At 54.5% G+C, this 19,521-nt stretch carries 22 protein-coding genes and 1 riboswitch; of the genes, 4 read left to right on the forward strand and 18 right to left on the reverse strand.

All coding sequences use genetic code 11. The features are described from left to right. Window positions 1-4: 4 nt before the first annotated feature. Genes pduU through pduA form a run of 18 tightly spaced genes read right to left on the reverse strand, consistent with a single transcriptional unit; the run spans window position 5 to window position 14,164 of the window. A complete protein-coding gene (pduU, locus tag OGY62_RS17695; RefSeq protein WP_047462685.1) occupies window positions 5-355 on the reverse strand; it encodes a propanediol utilization microcompartment protein PduU in 351 nt (116 codons plus the stop codon). After that, the gene (gene pduT / locus OGY62_RS17700) at window positions 355-909 is read right to left on the reverse strand and encodes a propanediol utilization microcompartment protein PduT (RefSeq protein ID WP_012131757.1); all 555 of its coding nucleotides are present in this window, start codon (window positions 907-909) and stop codon (window positions 355-357) included. Before pduT ends, pduU begins: the two co-directional genes overlap by 1 nt. Before the next feature lie 2 nt (window positions 910-911). Beyond that, the gene (locus OGY62_RS17705; RefSeq protein ID WP_058669358.1) at window positions 912-2,267 is read right to left on the reverse strand and encodes a 4Fe-4S dicluster domain-containing protein; all 1,356 of its coding nucleotides are present in this window, start codon (window positions 2,265-2,267) and stop codon (window positions 912-914) included. Then, on the reverse strand, window positions 2,264-3,376 hold the full coding sequence (locus tag OGY62_RS17710) for a 1-propanol dehydrogenase PduQ (protein ID WP_286460352.1): 1,113 nt from the start codon (window positions 3,374-3,376) through the stop codon (window positions 2,264-2,266). The genes OGY62_RS17705 and OGY62_RS17710 overlap by 4 nt, the downstream gene beginning before the upstream one ends. Before the next feature lie 10 nt (window positions 3,377-3,386). Beyond that, entirely contained in the window at window positions 3,387-4,772 is a 1,386-nt protein-coding gene (gene pduP / locus OGY62_RS17715; RefSeq protein WP_012131760.1) for a CoA-acylating propionaldehyde dehydrogenase PduP, read from the reverse strand. Next, complete coding sequence (pduO, locus tag OGY62_RS17720) at window positions 4,769-5,776, reverse strand: two-domain cob(I)yrinic acid a,c-diamide adenosyltransferase PduO (protein ID WP_058669356.1); 1,008 nt, start codon at window positions 5,774-5,776, stop codon at window positions 4,769-4,771. Before pduO ends, pduP begins: the two co-directional genes overlap by 4 nt. A 10-nt stretch (window positions 5,777-5,786) precedes the next feature. After that, window positions 5,787-6,062: a EutN/CcmL family microcompartment protein gene (locus OGY62_RS17725; protein WP_012131762.1), complete on the reverse strand. Its 276-nt coding sequence runs from the start codon at window positions 6,060-6,062 to the stop codon at window positions 5,787-5,789. Window positions 6,063-6,065: 3 nt separating this feature from the next. Next, window positions 6,066-6,557, reverse strand: a complete 492-nt coding sequence (pduM, locus tag OGY62_RS17730; RefSeq protein WP_058669355.1) for a microcompartment protein PduM — start codon at window positions 6,555-6,557, stop codon at window positions 6,066-6,068. Next, complete coding sequence (locus OGY62_RS17735; protein WP_012131764.1) at window positions 6,554-7,186, reverse strand: phosphate propanoyltransferase; 633 nt, start codon at window positions 7,184-7,186, stop codon at window positions 6,554-6,556. Before OGY62_RS17735 ends, pduM begins: the two co-directional genes overlap by 4 nt. 11 nt (window positions 7,187-7,197) lie before the next feature. Further along, entirely contained in the window at window positions 7,198-7,662 is a 465-nt protein-coding gene (locus tag OGY62_RS17740; RefSeq protein ID WP_115609136.1) for a BMC domain-containing protein, read from the reverse strand. 24 nt (window positions 7,663-7,686) lie between these two features. Next, complete coding sequence (pduJ, locus tag OGY62_RS17745; RefSeq protein ID WP_004853788.1) at window positions 7,687-7,962, reverse strand: propanediol utilization microcompartment protein PduJ; 276 nt, start codon at window positions 7,960-7,962, stop codon at window positions 7,687-7,689. Between the two features lie 19 nt (window positions 7,963-7,981). Then, window positions 7,982-8,332, reverse strand: coding sequence for a glycerol dehydratase reactivase beta/small subunit family protein (locus OGY62_RS17750; protein WP_012131766.1), 351 nt, complete (start codon window positions 8,330-8,332; stop codon window positions 7,982-7,984). Further along, window positions 8,322-10,154 (reverse strand): diol dehydratase reactivase subunit alpha, encoded by a 1,833-nt coding sequence (locus tag OGY62_RS17755; protein ID WP_286460353.1) that lies wholly within the window; start codon window positions 10,152-10,154, stop codon window positions 8,322-8,324. Before OGY62_RS17755 ends, OGY62_RS17750 begins: the two co-directional genes overlap by 11 nt. A 15-nt stretch (window positions 10,155-10,169) precedes the next feature. Beyond that, window positions 10,170-10,688: a propanediol dehydratase small subunit PduE gene (gene pduE / locus OGY62_RS17760; RefSeq protein WP_012131768.1), complete on the reverse strand. Its 519-nt coding sequence runs from the start codon at window positions 10,686-10,688 to the stop codon at window positions 10,170-10,172. 14 nt (window positions 10,689-10,702) lie between these two features. Continuing rightward, window positions 10,703-11,377, reverse strand: a complete 675-nt coding sequence (pduD, locus tag OGY62_RS17765; protein ID WP_153257700.1) for a propanediol dehydratase medium subunit PduD — start codon at window positions 11,375-11,377, stop codon at window positions 10,703-10,705. Window positions 11,378-11,387: 10 nt separating this feature from the next. Beyond that, on the reverse strand, window positions 11,388-13,052 hold the full coding sequence (pduC, locus tag OGY62_RS17770; protein WP_047462720.1) for a propanediol dehydratase large subunit PduC: 1,665 nt from the start codon (window positions 13,050-13,052) through the stop codon (window positions 11,388-11,390). 18 nt (window positions 13,053-13,070) lie between these two features. Continuing rightward, window positions 13,071-13,883: a propanediol utilization microcompartment protein PduB gene (gene pduB / locus OGY62_RS17775; protein ID WP_012131771.1), complete on the reverse strand. Its 813-nt coding sequence runs from the start codon at window positions 13,881-13,883 to the stop codon at window positions 13,071-13,073. Continuing rightward, a complete protein-coding gene (gene pduA, locus OGY62_RS17780) occupies window positions 13,880-14,164 on the reverse strand; it encodes a propanediol utilization microcompartment protein PduA (protein WP_001183618.1) in 285 nt (94 codons plus the stop codon). Before pduA ends, pduB begins: the two co-directional genes overlap by 4 nt. Window positions 14,165-14,687: 523 nt before the next feature. Here pduA and pduF point away from each other — a divergent pair. The 4 genes from pduF (at window position 14,688) to cbiB (ending at window position 19,521) form a co-directional block, all read left to right on the forward strand. Continuing rightward, window positions 14,688-15,497: a propanediol diffusion facilitator PduF gene (gene pduF, locus OGY62_RS17785; protein WP_012131772.1), complete on the forward strand. Its 810-nt coding sequence runs from the start codon at window positions 14,688-14,690 to the stop codon at window positions 15,495-15,497. 205 nt (window positions 15,498-15,702) lie between these two features. Next, the gene (gene pocR / locus OGY62_RS17790) at window positions 15,703-16,614 is read left to right on the forward strand and encodes a transcriptional regulator PocR (RefSeq protein WP_012131773.1); all 912 of its coding nucleotides are present in this window, start codon (window positions 15,703-15,705) and stop codon (window positions 16,612-16,614) included. A gap of 298 nt (window positions 16,615-16,912) precedes the next feature. Next, window positions 16,913-17,086, forward strand: a riboswitch (cobalamin riboswitch). A gap of 99 nt (window positions 17,087-17,185) precedes the next feature. Next, a complete protein-coding gene (locus OGY62_RS17795; protein ID WP_058669352.1) occupies window positions 17,186-18,565 on the forward strand; it encodes a cobyrinic acid a,c-diamide synthase CobB in 1,380 nt (459 codons plus the stop codon). Continuing rightward, window positions 18,562-19,521, forward strand: a complete 960-nt coding sequence (gene cbiB, locus OGY62_RS17800) for an adenosylcobinamide-phosphate synthase CbiB (protein ID WP_047462732.1) — start codon at window positions 18,562-18,564, stop codon at window positions 19,519-19,521. Before OGY62_RS17795 ends, cbiB begins: the two co-directional genes overlap by 4 nt.

Consider the following 19,521-nt stretch of genomic DNA (forward strand, 5'->3'; position numbering starts at 1 on the left):
GGCGTTATGTCCGGGTAATTGGGCAGGCGGTAAAACGCATCATTTCTCCCAATGTTCTGGTCACCTGATTTAACGCATACTCGACGGCTGAGACATCGCCGGTCAGCACGACGGCCCCGGTGAAACGGTCAAGAAAACCAATCTCGACCGCGCCGGATTTGGTGGCGATATCGCAGGCAATAATCGAGGCTTCGCTGGGCGTAATGGTCAGAATCCCAATAGCGGACACCGCATCCGGCAGACCCAGTTTTTTAAAGAGATCTTTGCCTGGGTTAGCAATCAGATGCGCCAGCGTCACCTGTTTCCCGGGAACATACTCCTGAATCATGCGTTCCGTTGTCGGTTGCTTTTCCATCATCCCTCCACGATCTGTCGCCACATGGCTTCATGCGGACGGGGGATCACGGCGCGGTAAACCAGCAGTCCTTTTTCGCCTGCGCTTTCACTGGCTACCGTAACGGCGTTGTTGACATCGGAGACATCGCCTGCCACCACCATGTAACATTTTCCGCCAATACCGAACGCCATATGGACACGCACCAGCGTCACGTTGGAGGCTTTAACGGCGCGATCGGCGGCACTGATACAGGCTGCTACGCTCCAGGTTTCCACGATCCCTACGGCCTGACGTTGATCAACGCTGTTCAACCCGCTGACCGCAGGCAGCACGCTGGCATGAATATTCGGCAGCACCAGACTATCCACGAGCATGTCTGCGGCCAGCGATGTACCCGTTTCGATGGCCTGCTGTACCGCACCGACATCGCCGCCCAGCATCAGTAAAAATTTACCCGGACAGATTGTTTTACTGACCAGTAAATTGACGCTGGCGCTTTTCAGCATGGCATCGCCTGCTTCCATTCCTTTAGCGATGCTGGTGAGTTCTAAAATACCTATAGCCTGAGACATGGTTAACCTCTTACAACCGTGATGGCGTGTTCAGTAATGTCGCTGACAATGCCGTCAATACTGGCGTGAACGGGAGCGCCTAACGCGCCAGATGGCATATCGGCGACACACTGTCCACGGACAACGCGTTCACCTTTTTGCACGCAGGGGACGGCGCTGGCGCCAATATGCTGACGCAAGAGCAGCGTCGTTTTGTCTGCTGAAGGGGCGACGTCCGTTAACGGCGCGTCGTGATACCAGTCGCTGAGCCCCAGTTTGGTAATCAATCGCTTAACCGGCACCAGCCGATATTTCGCCATTTCATCGGCGGGATTCAGCGGGCCTTCGTAACGGAGGTTTTGCGCCCGTAGCTCACGTTTCAGCATGCGGTTAATGCGCATGGGGGAGATCCCCACCGGGCATGCCACGCTTTCGCAAACATTGCATTCTGAACACGTCAGCGCGCTAAGCAGGAGTTGCGGTGTCGCGGCCTGTTGATAGTTCACCGCGCGTACCAGCAAATGGGGAGATAACTCATGGCCGATCAAATGCCTGGGGCATAAATCAGTACATAACCGGCATTGCTCGCAAACGGTTTTTGCAACAGACAAAACGGTGCGTTCATCCTGCATTCGCCGCTGAATCAAGGGATGGTTTTTTGGTAACACCAGCAGGCCGCCGGTGGTCTTTGTCACCGGTGAATCCAGCGATGTCACCAGGCTTCCCATCATGGGGCCGCCGTTAATCAATCCAGGGTCATCAACGGTGGCGCCGCCTGCAAGCGCTAAAACGTCGCGTAAAGACATACCGACAGGAACGGTGACGGTCAGCGGCCTCGCAACCGCGCCGTTAACGGTAAGAGTGCGGCGCGTTACGGGATACTGTTGTTCTACCGCACGGGCGATATTCAGTACGGTCTGAACATTATTGACCACCACGCCGACGCTCACCGGTAACGCCGCAGGCGGAACGCGTCGGCCTGTCGCCATCCAGATGGTCAGCACTTCGTCCCCGGCCGGGTAGACATCCGGTAAAATATGCAGCCTGATACTGGAAGGTAGCAAGGGGGTTAATGCCTCAATCGCATCGTGGTATTTTTCTTTTAACGCAATAATCCCCTCGCGTGCGCCGGTTGCCTTCATGGCGTACTGCACGCCGCGAATCAGGCGCGTGGGCTGCTGCGCCATTAATTGCTGATCAACCTTGAGCATCGGTTCACATTCAGCAGCATTAACCAAAAAGATCTCAACCTGCGCCTGTAGTTTGATATGGGCGGGGAAACCCGCACCCCCGGCGCCAACCACGCCCGCAGCACGTACTCGATCGCGTATGGTTTGCGCATCATAGCTATCCTGTTCAATGGCGCTGACGGTATTCATGACAACGCCTCAAGAAGTTCCCGGATCGCGCTGGCATCGGCGGTACGCGGGTTGGTTCTTAACGTCACATCAGCCAGCGCCGCCTGAACCATGACCGGGATTCGTTGTGAATACGCCTGTCGTCCCTCTTTAAGCGCCTGGGCGAATGAAGGGATTGCACACTGTGTTTTGAGCTGCTCAATCTGATGAATCAGCGCATTGAGGCATGACGTCTCGTTTGCGCTGGCGGGGCAGAGTTGACAGGCTTTCGCGAGTCTTGCGTATCGTTTTGCCGCCCGAGGATCGTGGGCGTTAAAGCGGATGACCGATGTCAGCAGCAGTGCATTGGCAAGCCCGTGCGGCAGATGAAACTGGCCGCCTAACTGATGGGCAATAGCATGGTTCAGCCCTAGTCCTGCTTGGCTAAACGCCATTCCCGCCAGCGTTGAGGCGTTGTGCATCTTCCCACGGGTAGCCAGACAATCCCCTTTCCTGACCGCAACGGGCAGATACTGAAAGACGATTTGCGCGGCTTTTTCCGCCAGCGCGTCAGTGAAGTCGCTGGCGTGCGGAGACACATATGCTTCAAGCGCATGCGTCAGGACGTCCATCCCCGTGTTGGCGGTAATATTTGCCGGAACGGTGACAACCAGCGTCGGGTCGAGAATAGCCATATCTGGATACAACGCTTTATTAAATAACGGATATTTAATGCCCTTTTCTGGATCGCTAATGACGCATGCGCTGGTGACTTCGGAACCGGTGCCGCTGGTGGTGGGAATTGCAACACAGGTTTCAATTTCGATGCCGAACTGACGGCTGAACCAGACGATGGCTTTTGCCGCGTCGAGCGCCGATCCTCCGCCAAAGCCGATGACCATATCCGGTCGCAGGGCATGCATTTGCGCAATACCTTGCACTACCGTACCGATGGTAGGGTCCGGGGTGATGTCGCTGAATATGCTGATGCGATTATCCGTTGGAAGGGCGTCGCGCAGCGTATTGATCAGCGGTGATTGCGCCAGAAATCCATCACAGATAATCCAGATATGACGGTTTGTAAAACGCGTCAGCACATCCAGACTTCCTCTGCCACTGTACAATCGGGTTGGTAGTGAAAACGTATTCATAACGACCTCATTAGCGAATTGAAAAGCCGTTGGTCAGTACGCAGCGACGGGAACGGGCAAATGTGCGTGCTGAGGTTGTCCCTTCGCCGGTCGGGGTGGCGATGGTAAAGGTGGTAAACCCTTCGCCGCCAACGCCGATACCGGCATAGGAAGGGCCGTTTTTCACAAAAATAGAGGTCTGTAAGGTGCGCGCCGCCAGATTCAGGCGAGAGACATTCTGCGAGTGCATAATGGCGGTATGGTGCAGGCCTTCTTCAACTTTTAGCGCCAGTGCCAGCGCGCTGTCGAAATTATCAACCTTCACGACGGGTAGCATTGGCATCAACTGTTCGCTGGTTACCCACGGATCGTCGGCACTGACGATACCGATAAGCAAACGCGGCGGTTTTGCGGGAACGGCAATACCGGCGGCTTCCAGCATGGCGGCAGGGCTTTTCCCGACCAGTTTTTTATTCGCGTGACCTTCCGGGAGGCAGACGGCGCGTAATTTATCGATATCCGCAGCGTTTAACAGCAATGCGCCGAAAGCCTGCATTTGCTGAACCAGGCGCTCAGCGACGCTCTCTACGACAATCAGACTTTTTTCTGCGATACAGGGCAGGTTGTAATCGAACGCTGCGCCGTTGATGATATCTTCGGCCGCTTTGACGATATCGGCGGTCTCATCAACGATGCAGGGCGGATTGCCTGCCCCGGCGCCAATGACCTTTTTACCGCTTTTCATTCCCATCGCAACAATGCCGGGGCCGCCAGTAATAGCCAGCACCGCAATATTGGGATGCGCCATCATTTGCTGAGTTGCCTCAAAGGTCGGTTCTGCGACAGTGACGACCAGATTACGGATGCCGCAGCAGCGGAAGGCGATATCTTCGATCATGCCGATCAATTTGAGTGAGACGTTCTTCGCGCCAGGATGCGGGCTGAAATAAACGCTGTTGCCCGCAGCCAGCATACTGATGCTGTTGTTAATAATGGTTTCGGTAGGGTTGGTGCTGGGCGCGACGGAACCAATGACGCCGAACGGTGAATATTCAAACAGCACCATGCCGCCATCGCCGGTGAGGGCCGTGGTTGTCAAATCCTCAATGCCTGGCGTGTTATCCAGCGCGGCTTTGTTTTTAAGAAATTTATCTTCTTTGTTTCCCATCCCCGTTTCCGCTGCGCTCTCCGCCGCCAGCGTGGCAAGATGCGGAGTAAGCTCCTGGCGCAGGGCGCTGATAATGGCGCTGCGCGTTTTGAGCGGACACTGCTGATAACGTAAGAAAGCCTGATGCGCCGCGTCTATCGCTTCGCCGACGGACTGAAAAATACCGTGTCCTTGCGTTTCGGCCTGCGCAGGCGCCAACTGTTCGCTTAAAATATTACGGATGAGGGTTTCCAGTTCAGAAGTATTCATTGATGTGTTCTCACGTTAATTGCCGCTATGGCGGCTTGTGCAATATCCATGTCCTGTTCAACGCTCCCGCCGCTGATGCCAAGACCCCCAATGAGCAGACCATCACGCCATAACGCGAATCCGCCGCCAAAAGTGACGACTTTCCCCTGCATATGGCTTTCCAGACCGTAGAGCGAAGCGCCCGGCTGAACGGCGCAAGCCAGTTCGTGGGTGGCTGTTTTCATGGCGACGGCGGTCCAGGCTTTTTTCGGCGCCAGTTCACTGCTCACCAGCAGAGCGTCCGGCATACGCCAGGTCACGGTTTCGGTGCCGTTGGCATCCACAATGCTGACGACCACAGGAACCTGAAGCGCCTCCGCCCGCGCCACCGCTGAACGAGTTAACTGATGAAGCTCGTGAAAAGAGAGGGCCATAGAGGACTCCTTGACGACAGAGGCCGGGTTTGAGGCCAGGTAGCGCTCAGTGACCTCCCGAATGATGTTGTTCTGATGAACGTCATGATCTTCGGCGCGCGCCAGCGCATACAAGCAATCAGATAAGCGGTTGATGTAGCGCATCAGGACGTGCCTGACGCTGGCGGTTGCCGACAGCTCGACCAGACGTCTTTCAGCCCGGCGGGCAAGCGTGCGGGCAAAGTGCAGGCGACTCGCGGCTTCGCAACGGCCAGGTAAAATAAAACTGTGTAAAGGCGTAACGCGTCCCATCGCGGTATCAATAGCCGCTTCAAGCGCGGCAATATCTTCCGCGCTGATATAGCGCTGCTCCGGCGACGGCTGCTCGCTTTCGCTGGCGAGTTCGGCGCTAAACCAGAATATCTGCATCTGAATAGATTCGAGCAACGTGCGGTGTTGCGCGCAGGTTGTGGCGCAAACGCATAAACTTAGCGCTGCATTGAGTTCATCCAGCGTGCCGTAGGTTTCGACGCGTGGATGCGTTTTACTGACCCGTTGGCCGGTAAATAAGGCCGTAGTGCCGGAATCTCCTGTTCGGGTATAAATCGCCATCATCCGCTCCTTAATGAGAAAGCGTGTCTACGATGCCGACAATGGCCAGATCGATGGCCTCGTTCGGGCTGGAAAAAACATGTCTGGCGCTGGAGCCGCTGCTGAGTAAAACCAGTTCACCCACGCCAGCGCCGACGGAATCGACGGCAACCTCATCTCCGGTAATAGGCGAGTCGGGAAGCTCTCCATCGGCACTTACCCGACGTACCAGCAAAAGTTTTTTCCCAACCAGAGAGGGCGATTTTTGCGTGGATACCACCGCGCCTGTGACTCGTGCCAGATGCATGGTTCACTCCTGCTTAATAAGTTGAATATTCCGCGCGCTGGCGGCTTCACGGGCCAGAGCGGTGACGACACAGCGACGACGCAGCACCAGTAATTGCCCCGCGAGTAGGGCGACGTCGGCGTAACTCAAAAGAGTGGTCGGATGCAGGCAGATTGTTTGCCCTCGTTCATCGACCAGCCTGATGGGCAGACGCGCCAGCTTTTTCACCGGCAGCGACGGCAACAGGCGATGGTGCAGGGATATCTGTAGACAAATACCTGATGCCAGTGCGTCATGGACTTTCTTCGCTACAGGGTCGTCGACATCCTGCTCTGCGATGTACGTCAGCGAAGGCAGATCCGCCTGCACAATATGCAGCGCCGCATACTGACAAAACAGCGCGCGGGAATCGGCCTCCCGCAGTTGCGAAATACTGAGCGTGGCCGTGCTTTCCGCCCGACGCTGCAAGCGGGAGATGACCTCCTCAATAATGCGCTGCAACATCTCGCCGTTCATCGCGGTGTAACCAGAGTGGCAAACGCGTCCGGGCTGTCGGCGCCTGCGGCATTGGCTTCGTCTGTGTCGATGTGCATTTCAAGACGCATATCCGCAGAGACACGAATCGCGACGTTGTCGAAAATTAGCCTGCGCGCATTGCCTTCAATAGCGACAGAGACTTTGTCGCCATGCGCAACGCGAAATATCAACGCATCAAGCGGCGACATATGAATGTGGCGTTGGGCGACAATCACGCCGGATGCGAGATCCAGCTCGGCGAAGGGGCTGACAAGACGAATGCCTGGCGTTCCTTTAAGGTCTCCCGACATGCGCAGCGGCGCAGCGATGCCCAATGTTCTGGCATCGGTGCGGGAAATCTCAACCTGGCTGGTACGGCGAAGGGGGCCGAGCAGACGCACATTCTTTAACTGACCTTTAGGGCCAATAAGCGTGACGGTCTGGTCGGCCGCATATTGCCCAGGCTGGAGCAGCGCTTTTTTCTCGCTGATTGGCTGACCAGGGAAAAGCCGGGCATAGTCTTCAGCGCTAAGATGTATATGACGGTTGGAAACACCCAGAGGAATAGGGCGCTCACGCATTTCATCCAGCACTTTGCTGACGGTTGTTTCCAGAAGCTGTTTATCCATTACGCTTTACCTCACTTACCTGAATGCAGGCAGAGTGACCGGGGCTCGCCTTTTTGCCGCTTACAGGCAGGGTCAAGACAGAGATTGCAACTGACCATTCCGGCTTCGGGTTCTGCTTCCGGTACTGACTCTTCTACAACAACGACGTCAGGTTCAGATTCAGGTTCTGTTTCAGGTTCCGGGGCTGGCATGGGCGCGGGCGGAATAGCCGTCGCGCGGGAAAGAATCCCCTCCCCAGGCCTGGCGATAACTTTATGGGCGATCAGCCCCTGCTGCTGATCGGCAAAACTGGCACCGGTGATGATGGCGGACTGTACGGAGGCCACATCACCGGTGATTTTGATCACCGTCCAGCCAGAACCGTTGGTTCTCTCAAGCCCCACCAGCGTGATGGAAGCGGCTTTCGCCATGACATCCGCGCAACTGATGGCTAATGCCAGACCACTAACTTCAAGTAATCCCAGTGATTGCTTCACGCTGTGCTCCTTGGTTGCGGCCGTTTAGGCTGACTTGGGTAAAATGGCCTCAACGTCGCTGTGCGGACGTGGAATGACGTGGCAAGATTTCACCTCGCCCACGGCGCTTGCTGCGGCGCTTCCCGCATCGACTGCCGCTTTAACCGCGCCAACATCACCGCGAACCATAACGGTGACCAGGCCGGAGCCGATTTTTTCATAGCCCACCAGTTGCACGTTGGCGGACTTCACCATGGCGTCAGCGGCTTCGATAGCGCCGACTAACCCTTTTGTTTCAACCAGTCCCAGTGCGTTGTTCATACTGCGATTCTCCTGTTGCTTAGGTATTCAGATCCCGAAAGGGGATCCCTTTGACTAACCTTGCCGCGTTGTTACCAGCACTTCGCCGGGCATGGCTGTCCTGGTGATACATCAGCGTAAAAAGCGGCGCTGATGCGGGTAAATTCTTGTAATGCACAACCAGCTTTTCTTTGTCGCAGGCTATGCCGACGAGTAGCGGAGACCGACGCGCCGCCTGCCAGGCACAATGGGTCACGTCACCGTCAGTCTGCGTCTGGATAACAAAGGGGATACCTTCTTCTTCAATACCGAGAAGCACCTCTTTCCAGACCGTGATACCGTCATTGATGGTTGAAATAACGATAGCCGGGGCACTGGCGTTACTGTCCATGCGCGAACTCCTTATGCCAGGAGAGAATCAGCCCGGTCGCGACCGCATTTCTCGGGCCTTCTGTGCCGCGAATGTTTCCGCGACCGGCCACCAGGCGATAGTGTGCCAGCGCATCGGTGACGAGTTGCGGGATCTCGAAATCCAGAGACGATCCGCCAACCAGCACGACAAAAGGAATGTCACGAATGTTGCCGGTCGGGCTGACCTGGCGCAGCGCGCGCAGGGCGTTAGTGACGAAAACCCGCTCTTTGGCACTGCGGCGAATGGCGCGTACTTTTTCCAGCGCTAAATCGCCGGGTAATGGAACCAGTTCATCGGGCTTCACCACACATACGCGGGCAAATACGGCTGGCGGCAGCGGGGTGGGGAAAAACTGGACGCTGCCATCTTCGTGACGCAGATGAAAAAGGCTTTCCACCTTCGCGAGTGGATACTTTTTAATCTCTTCTGCCAGATAGCGGTCATCCAGACCCAGCTCACGGGCAATAATCATCGTGACCATATCGCCAGCCCCTGCGAGGTGGGTGGCAATGATCTCCCCTTTGGGATTGATGATGGAGGCATCTGTCGAACCTGCGCCCAAATCGAGAATCGCCAGCGGACGCGTGGTGCCGGGAGTCGTCAACGCGCCTAAAATCGCCGCTTCAGCTTCAGCACCGCCAACCTGAACGTCAACACTCAGCTTCTGTTTGATTTCGCGGGCGATCATCGCCATTTGCAGACGGTCGGATTTCACCATTGAGGCGATGCCCACGGCCTGCTCCAGAGAAAATTCGCCAGCCAGCCCGCCGGTAACGCTCACCGGAACGGAAGTATCGACAGCCAGCAAATCCTGAATGAAGATCTCGTTGCTGGGCTTATTGGTCAGTTCCGCCATGGTCTGGCGTACATGTTCCAGCATGCCGCCAATATTGGTGCCGGCTTCGCCGGTCACGTTGTCCAGCTTGCGGCATTCGCCCACCGCTTTCATGATGGCTTCAGCACCGGCGGCAACATCTACACGGAGCGTGCGTCCCTGAGAAAGCAGTTCCAGATTCCCGGCGGGAATGGCGCGCGCTTTGACATCCCCTGACGGCGTTTTCACGACAACGGCGGAGCGATTGCCAATCAGCGCGCGCGCCATAGGGACGATATTTTTGGTTTCTTCGGCATTAAGGCCGAAAACCGTGGCAATACCGTAAGGGTTAGAGAGCGTTTCAATCACTTTCCCTGGTACGGCAACCTCAATTGCGGCCAGCATGCCCAGCGGAATCCGGTCGATATAGAGCACTTCATCGACGATCGGTAAAGGCTGTTCCAGGCGGTTGCTGACCAGGACGCCGTCGTCTTGCTGCAAAATGACGCCGGTGAGTTGATATCCGGCGCGTACGGAGGCGTTAATTATGGTGGCGACATCGGCGAAATCGAACGCCGATGACACGACCAGGATATAAGGCGTATCCGCCGGGCGGGTTAATAACTCTTGCGGCGTAATGGTCACTCCCACACCCAGACCGACCCCGCCTGGGGTTTTAGGGTTATGGCCGATCATTGTGGACTCGGTAATGATGGTTTCCGTGATGGTTTCCATCGCGACATCGCCAATGACCGGTGTGGCTTCGTTGATGCGGATAAGCGAAATATCGCTGACATTGATGCCTGCGTTTTTTGCCGCAAGCGTAAGCGCCTCCTGAATACCAAACACATTTCGTAATGTGCCTTTAATTCCGGTGGTTTCCGCCAGCGCGCTGCCGGTAATGGTCAGCGCGCCAGCCTCATCCAGCCGCGCCAGCGCGACTTCTGTTGATGAGTTGCCAATATCAATGCCAGCTATGTATCGCATCGTATTTCCCTAAAATTAATCGTCACCTTTGAGTTTTTTACGCTCGACGTATAACGTTGCCGCTTCACGCACGAAAGCTGCGCAAATCTTCGCCTGATAGCGATTTTCCAGATCGTCTGCGATAGCCATCAGCTCTTCTTTCGTCGAACGGTATGGACGCAGGGCGTTGTAAATTTCAAGGATTCGATCGTCCGGTACGGCGGTCAGTTCCGCTGCGCGCTCAAAGTTCATCGCCAGGCGGTCACGTCCGGCATCTCTGGCGATAGCCGCCTGAATGCGCAGCGTATCCGGCGTGATACGCATATCCTGTGCGGTCACTTTGTCGCTGAGGACGTTTTCCAGCGTGAATTCATCCAGCGTTTTATTGGTGGCGGTTTTTACCCATTCTGGATGTTTATTCGCCAGCGGATAATCCGTCACTTTTGCGGTATGCGTTGATGCGCTTGCTGCGGCCGGAGCAGGTGCGTTGCCCTGCAAGCTGTTCATGCGGCTCAACACGTCCCGAACCATCGATTCAATTGCGTCGGTATTCATGGAGGTATCCTTTGTTAAAGCGCCACGCGCAGTTCCTGCGGGTTTTTGCCCGTCACGACATACTTCGTCTCTTTAATGTGCAGAATGGCGGATTTCGCCTGGTACTTCGGGCGCGCCATTTGGTCATTTAAGGTCGGAACCGGTTGTGGTGACTCACGCTTCGCATAGCGCGCGGCGTTCTTGCCAATCTGACGATACGTTTCCAGCGTCAGCAGCGGCGCCTGAGGGAATAACTCCAGATTGGAGAGCGGCGGCAGCCCTTGCTGATGAATAACGGTAGTGCCTTTTGACTGAATACCGATTGAAATGCCGGAGCCGCTGAGGCGGTTGCCTTCAACGGCGACGAACGCCACGTCAGAGGATTTAAAGCAGCGGATCACGCGGGCTTTAATGCCTTCTTCTTCAATACCGGCGATCACTTCACGCAGGATATTTTTGTGCGGCAAGCCGACGATATTCACGGTCTGCGACAGGCCAAATGCCGGGCCCACGGCAATGATCACTTCATCCTGCTGCGTACCTTGTCTGGCCTCGCCAATTTCCGTCAGAAAACCGTCGCCTTGCGGCGCTGTGGTTTGCGGCAAAGTTGATGCTGTCGGTGCGCGAAAGGAGACGGGCTTATCGCTGGTTTGCATGTCGGACAGCACGTCTTCGATTATCTGGCGCAGCAGCTTTTCATTAATTTCCATTTTTCACCCCTTAGCCAAGTTCGTTGGGATCGAGTGCGCCAGGGATGTTTTTAATCTCTTCCCAGCGTTCGCCTTGCAGGCGATAACCTGTTGCCGGACCGGCATAATCGTTGACGTCATTCACCGCAGAGAGCACCTGCCCGTCGCCGACGATAATGGCGGAGGTATGCAGATAGTCTCCGGTTAACTTGGCTTTCTGGATGTTGAGCATGTCTTGCGCGACGTCGGTGAAACCGCCTTTTGCAAGGGCTTTCACCACTTCCAGACCGTTACGGTTTTTGTTGATGATCTCTTGCGCGAACTTGATGTCTTCGACGATGTTACGTTCAGGCATATCTTTCGAGCCGTGAGCGTAGGTTGCGGCTTCAACCTCTTCATCGGTAATCGGCGGCAGCCCCATTCCGGCAAACACGGCTTGCAGCGCGCGCGCGGCTTTGTTACGGATGGCGATAACGTCTTCTTCGCGAACCGGACGCAGACCACCGTCCACTTTCAGGTCACGCTGGATAACGTTGTAGTCGTCGAAGTCCTCCGCATCTTCGTTTGAACCGGCAAACATGTTGTCGTAGTTCGGTACGGCGGAATAACCCGAGGAGATGAAGTCAGTACCCGGCAGGAACTGCATCAGCAGACGCGCGGTACGACGCATATCGGAGTGGGTGAAGGTCTGGTCGTTACTGGAGGCGCATTCCAGATCCAGCGCGGAGCAGATCAGGTTTTCCGCCAGTACGGCGCGAATGCCTGACGGTACGGCGGAAGGAACGCCGATGCAGCTGACAGAACCGTTCTGTAGACCCTGAACGCCTGCGGCTTTGGTGATATAGATACAGCGGGCTTCCAGATAGAGCATTGATTTGCCTTCAGCATAGCCCATCTGTACTTCGGAACCCGACCCCGAGGTAAAGCGCATTTTCAGGCCGCGAGAGGCATAGGAAGAGGCGAGGAAGCCTTTTGACCAAGGGGTATCGTCGCCATCGGTAAAGACCGGTTCAGTACCATAGACGGAAATGGTTTCGGCGTAGCAGGTGTGGCCCAGCATACCGAGCTTCAGTTCGGTGGCTTCTTCCAGTGAACACTGCGTTAATACGCCTGGGCGACCGACCTGGGAGCCCACCAGCAGAGCGATAGCATTGAACGGGGCGTAGCGCGCGACCGCAACCGTTGTCTCTTGCTCATCAAACCCACGCCACGCGCCTTCTGCGGCATCGGCGGCAATCTGAACCGGGTTGTCTTTCACGTTGGTGACATGCGCCTGCTGAGAAGGCGTGCGGCGGGCGCGCATTTTTTGCATCGCCATCATCATCTCTACCACGTTCATGTGTGAGACGACTTCAACGATTTTTGCTGGCGTCATCGCCGTGGTGAGCGGAACGATGTCGCTGCGTTTGACGTTTGGATCGCACAGCATATTGGCGAGTTTGACCGAGTCCATCGCCATCACTTCTTCCGCGCGCGCCAGGTTAATACCGTAACGGGCGATAAAGTGGTCGATCAGGTCAAATTCGCTGGCGGCTTTGCCGTCCAGCTCGGTGACCGCGCCGTTAACGATTTTAATCGACGGTTTGGGGTCGTTCGGGCTTTCCATCGCAATGAAGCCTTCTTCGATCCACTCCTTAACGAAGCCGTCCTGATTCACAGGGCGTTTCGCCAGTGCTTCAAATCTTTTCGATCTCATGAATCAGCCTCACGGATATCAGATGTAGGACGGACGATCGTTTTTCGGCGTCGCGCCGAGGGTCGACAGAACGGTTTTGCCGATTTCACGGGCTGAAATAACCGCCTGACGCACCGCGCCGGAATCCCCGGAAATCACCAGAATGGCTTCGTTACTGAAGCTGGTGCCGTGTGCCGGAGAGCTGTAAGCCACGACCTCAACATTGGCGGATTTCAGCGCGGTATCCGCCATCAGCACGCCAACGGAGGCAGGGGCGCCGACAATCACGCCGCAGGCGCGGCCAATTGGCGCGCCAAAGGCTTTTTCAAGCGCGTAGCTGGCGCGGGCGGTGTATTGCAGCTCGATATGCCCGGCTTCATTGGCGTATACGTCGCCGAACGTCCGGTCGAGTTCTTTCAGCGCAACTTCAATGCCGCGCTTCACGTCCGAAACATCGTTGCCGCCTAAAATAATCAGCGAGCCGTGGCCTGCGCCGCCTTTGGTATCGCGGGGAAGCTCAATGCTGACCACTTCGGTATTGGTCGCTTTTACTGCTTCATCGGCGGCCATAATGTGCGGGCCTGCGCCAGTTCGCGCGCCAAGGATTCCGATGGAGCGGTAGCGCTTTTCCAGCTTCATCGCTTCCAGTAAGGCACTGTCCACATTTGCGATCACCAGACCGACGGTGTCGCCAATCGCGGTGCCGACAAATTCCGTTAAACTGCAACTTTTCTCTGCCATAGCCGTCTCTCGTATTGGGTGGGTTTCTTCAGGAATGGCCGTTTGTTCTGGCGTTGCCACACGGGCAATCACCTGCGCCATGATCTGTTCCACCAGTTCATTGCTGCTCATTGGCTAATTCCCTTCGGTAAGATTTTTTCTACATCGGTATGAGGGCGTGGAATAACGTGTACGGCTTTCACTTCTCCCACGTTGCGTGCGGCAGCGGCGCCCGCATCGGTTGCCGCTTTTACTGCGCCAACGTCACCGCGAACGATGACCGTTACCAGCCCGGAGCCAATTTTTTCGTAGCCGACTAACATCACATTGGCTGACTTCACCATTGCGTCTGCGGCCTCTATGGCTGCGGTTAAGCCTTTGGTTTCTACCATTCCTAATGCTTCTTGTTGCATAAAGACCTCGCCTGGGTTGTCCCGATGTTGATGACTATAAAAAGAAGCGAGGAAAAAGAATGGCTGACTTTAAAAAGAGAATGAAAAAATAATGGGTGCTCAATAGCACTAAATTGCTGTGGTTTTTTATAACTCGCTGAATTTAAAGGTTTAATGTGTTGTTTTTGATATGATTATTTCGTTTTCGCTATTCCATTTTTACATTTTGCAGGATGACAAAATAAATAAGTTTTGCTACGCGAAAAATGGAATTGTGATATTTGTTTGAAAACGAATATCTGGTGATCGCAATTTTTTATTATTCCTAATCTGGCATTTTATTCGTTAGAGTACGCTCCATTATTGCCCTGGAGAATAAACAGAGAGCAATATTTTGCTATAGCAACACGATTTTTCGGGGCAGGTTAACGGCAGATTGCCAACAATTTACAGGTGCCGCTTTTTATAGTGATGCTCGTTGTATTCTACTGCCAGTACGGCGTTGTGCTGGTAAAGACACGAACTCTGCTTAGAAGGTGTCACAATGAACGATTCACTAAAAGCACAATGTATTGCCGAGTTTTTGGGCACCGGGCTGTTTTTGTTCTTTGGTATCGGTTGCCTGAGTGCATTAAAGGTTGCGGGTGCGAGTCTGGGGCTATGGGAGATCTGCATCATTTGGGGGCTTGGGATCTCGCTTGCCGTTTATCTCACGGCCGGGATATCGGGCGCGCACCTGAACCCGGCGATTACCATTGCGCTGTGGTTGTTTGCCTGTTTCCCTGGGCGAAAGGTCTTGCCTTATTCCATCGCTCAGGTTGCCGGAGCGTTCGGCGGCGCGCTGTTGGCCTATCTGCTCTACGGTAGCTTATTTACCGAGTTTGAAGCGGCGAACCATATGGTGCGCGGCAGCGTGGAGAGTCTGCAACTTGCCAGTATTTTCAGTACCTACCCGGCAGCCGCGCTGAGCGTATGGCAGGCGGCGCTGGTCGAAGTGGTCATTACCTCGATTCTGATGGGGATGATCATGGCGCTGACCGATGATGGCAATGGGGTTCCTAAAGGGCCGCTGGCGCCTTTGCTTATCGGTATTTTGGTTGCCGTTATCGGGGCGTCTACCGGGCCGCTTACGGGGTTTGCGATGAATCCGGCGCGTGATTTTGGTCCAAAATTATTCGCGTGGTTTGCCGGTTGGGGAGACATTGCCATGACCGGGGGGCGCGATATTCCTTATTTTATTGTGCCGATTATTGCGCCGATTGTCGGAGCTTGCGCCGGAGCTGCGGTTTATCGTTACCTGATTGGTAAAAATTTACCGTGCAATACCTGTAAGCTGGAGGAAAATGGACGTTAACACGACGGGACGTATGTATTTTTGAAACACGTAAAATCATTTCGTGATCTGGTTTCACGAACTGGTCAAAACGTCTCCCACGGATGGGAGACTTTTGTTATTGTCCCTTATACTTTTTTATCACTAATACAGTATGGTGATGATGAAAGGTAAATGTGAAATAAATGTTCTATTTGCAACAATAAATTAACTGAGGGGTTTTATCATGATTTCTGCGAGTGCCCTGAACTCAGAACTCATTAATAAAATCGCACAGGATTTTGCACAAGCCACCAGTCTGGCGGTCGTGGTTGTCAATATTCACGGTGATGAAATTTCTGAGTTATTCAATTTCACGCCTTTTTGTCAGCTAATGCGTCAACATCCTCAACACAGTATTCGTTGCCGTATGAGCGATCGCTGCGGGGGGCTGGAAGCGTCAAAATCAGATCAGCCCTGTATTTATCGTTGCCATGCCGGGCTAACCGATTTCTCCATTCCTTTGGTGATTGCCGGTCATCTGGTGGGGTTTGTGTTATGCGGTCAGGTACGTTTAAGCGATGATGTCGGACTGGTTGATATTCTTAATGTCGATGATCGCTGGCAGGCCGATCCTGAACTGTTGAATGAGTTCCGAAACGTCCCCGAAATGGACTACGCGCGGGTGATAGCCTCTGCGGATCTGCTGAAGCTGATTGTGGAAAATTGCCTTAAAAAACAACTTAATTTTGTTGTTATTAAAGACAATCCGCCGCAAGCGGAACCTGCTCGTTCGCAACGTGGGCCCAATCCCCACGACAGCAAAATGAAGAAAGCGTTACGCTACATTGATGCGCATTTATCGGACGATCTTCGCCTTGAAGATGTCGCTTCTCACGTCTACCTCAGCCCGTACTACTTTAGTAAGTTATTCAAGAAATATCAGGGAATCGGTTTTAATGCCTGGGTAAACCAACAGCGCATGGCCAGCGCCAGAGAGCTGCTTTGTCACAGTGACTGGAGTATCGCCAGCATTGCACGTAATTTAGGCTTTTCTCAAACCAGTTATTTTTGCAAAGTGTTCCGTCAGACCTATCAGATCACGCCACAGGCTTTCCGTCAGCAAATAAATGATAATTCGTCCGCCGAGTCCGCATAAATAGCAATATTTTGCTATTGCCGATTTTTGATATCGTATTGTATGTCAGTCATTATAAAATGAAAAAAACTATAGCAGAGCAATAAATTGTCATAGCGCAACAAAATAATGTTATCTGAAGGATAAACTGAGCCAGTTTTTATTTTTGTGATGAGATACAGTGTCATTATGAATAGGTTTCATTATTCTTTTGCGCAGTGTTTCATTCAAAACAGGCGTCATTACACCATTGCGTTGGCATAATGGCGCGTAACAGGTAATTAAAATTTAATTGTCGTTATGAGCGAGAAAGTGATGCTCATAACATCAGCCGACAGGTTTGGCACATTTGTGTCAGGGAAGGGGGTGAGAATCCCCCGCAGCCCCCGCTGCTGTGATGCTGACGACCCCGTAAGACCACTGATCGCAAGATTGGGAAGGACGGGCGAGGAGGACGCTAAGCCAGAAGACCTGCCTGTCGGTATTTACCAACAACTTCGGTGGGAAGTGGGTTGCTCAGTAGCGTACAGTCGAAAGACTGGGGTAATACGCAGCTAAACAATACCTCTACCACCCTGAACAGGATCAGGGTATGGCGGCAAAGCTTCACGCATTTATTCTCGCAGGGACCGGAAGCGGCTGTGGTAAAACCACCGTCACGCTTGGTCTGCTGAGTCTGCTGAAAAGACGTGGAATGCGTGTTCAGCCATGCAAAGTCGGCCCTGATTATCTCGATACCGGCTGGCATACGGCAGTATGCGGCAGTGCGTCCCGTAACCTCGACAGCTTTATGCTCCCGGAGCCCGTGCTTAACGCGCTGTTTTGTGAACACATGCAGCAGGCGGACGTCGCGGTGATCGAAGGCGTGATGGGACTCTATGACGGCTATGGCACCGACCCGAACTACTGTAGTACGGCGGCGATGGCGAAACAGCTGGGCTGCCCCGTGATTTTACTGGTGGACGGTAAAGCCGTTTCTACCTCCATTGCCGCAACGGTAATGGGATTTCAGCACTTTGATCCTGACCTCAATATCGCTGGCGTGATTGTTAATCGCGTTAATAGCGAAACTCACTACCAACTCCTGAAAACGGCGATTGAACGCTATTGTTCGCTACCGGTGCTTGGCTATGTTCCCGGAGTGGAAGGCGTGGCGTTGCCGGAGCGTCATCTGGGGCTGATTACCGCGCGTGAGTCCGTCGTTAATCAACAGCCGTGGCAGGATTTTGCCGATACGCTTGAACGAACGCTGGACATTGATGCGCTTCTTTCCCTGAGTCAGCTAACCGCGCTGCCTGCTGGCGAGTGGCCGGCGTTACCCGACCCGCAGGCGGGAAAAGGACTTACCGTTGCCATCGCGGATGACGAAGCGTTTAACTTTTACTATCCCGATAACATCAAACTGCTGGAACGTACTGGCGTAACGATGACGTGTTTTAGTCCACTGCATGACAGCACGCTGCCGGAATGCCAGATGATCTGGCTGGGAGGCGGATACCCCGAGCTACACGCCGCCGCGCTGGCGGCGAACACCCCAATGCTGGCGCAAATGCGCGCCGCCCATCAGCGCGGCGTGGCGATTTATGCAGAGTGCGGCGGGCTGATGTACCTCGGCAGTACCCTGGAGGACGCCAGTGGAGAGATTCATCGGATGGTGGATGTGATTCCGGGGCACAGCAAAATGGGGAAACGGTTGACCCGCTTCGGCTACTGCGAAGCGCAGGCCAGAGAGCAAACGCTGCTGGCGGCGGCAGGCGAAGTGCTGCGTGGACATGAGTTCCACTATTCTGATTTTCTCCCGGAAAACCCGGCGGTGATGGCGTGCCGTAAAGTCCGCGATGGTAAGACATTGCAGGAATGGTCTGGCGGCTGGCAGGTGGGAAATACCTTCGCAAGCTACCTTCACGTTCATTTCGCACAACGTCCTGCAATGCTGAACCACTGGCTGGCGGCAGGAAGGGAGGCGCTATGACCGTGCTTGCGTGGTGTATCGCCTGGCTTCTTGATTTCGTTATTGGCGATCCGCAGAACTGGCCGCATCCGGTACGCTGGATTGGCAATTTAATTTCAGCAACTCAACGTGTTGTGCGGCGTTACTGCCATAGCGACAGATCGCTGCGCATTGGCGGAGCGGTGATGTGGCTGGTGGTGGTCGGCGTGACGTGGGCGGTTTCCTGGGGCGTGCTGGCGCTGGCGAGCGCGATCCATCCCTGGTTTGGCTGGCTGGTAGAGATCTGGATGATTTTTACCGTGCTGGCTGGCCGCTGTCTTGCGAATGCTGCCCGCGATGTTGAACGCCCGCTGCGGGCGGGCGATTTAGCTGAAAGCCGCGAGAAGCTGTCATGGATTGTCGGACGAGATACCTCACAGTTACAGCCTGAACAGGTTAATCGTGCCGTGGTGGAAACGGTCGCCGAGAACACCGTAGACGGCATCATCGCCCCGCTTTTTTTCCTCTTTTTGGGCGGCGCGCCGCTGGCAATGGCGTACAAAGCCGTAAATACCCTCGATTCAATGGTTGGCTATAAACACGAAAAATATCGCGCCATTGGTATGGTCAGCGCCCGTCTGGATGATATTGCGAACGTTATCCCGGCGCGTCTGAGCTGGTTGCTGCTGAGCATTGCCGCGACGTTGTGTCGTTACGACGGCTATCGCGCCCTGCATATCGGCTGGCGGGATCGCTACAACCACAGCAGTCCTAACTGCGCGTGGTCAGAAGCCTCTGTTGCCGGTGCGCTGGGTATTCGTCTTGGCGGCCCGAATGACTACTTTGGCGAGCGTGTTGAAAAACCCTGGATAGGCGACGCGCAGCGCGGCATTTCAGTAGATGACATTTCCCGAACGATTCGATTGATGTGGGTAGCCTCGACCCTGGCACTGGCGCTGTTTATCGCCGTACGGTGCCTGCTGGTTGGCGCAGCCTGA

Origin of the sequence: Citrobacter sp. CK198 (assembly GCF_030333295.1) — a bacterium.
Taxonomy (GTDB): Bacteria; Pseudomonadota; Gammaproteobacteria; order Enterobacterales; family Enterobacteriaceae; genus Citrobacter_B; species Citrobacter_B koseri.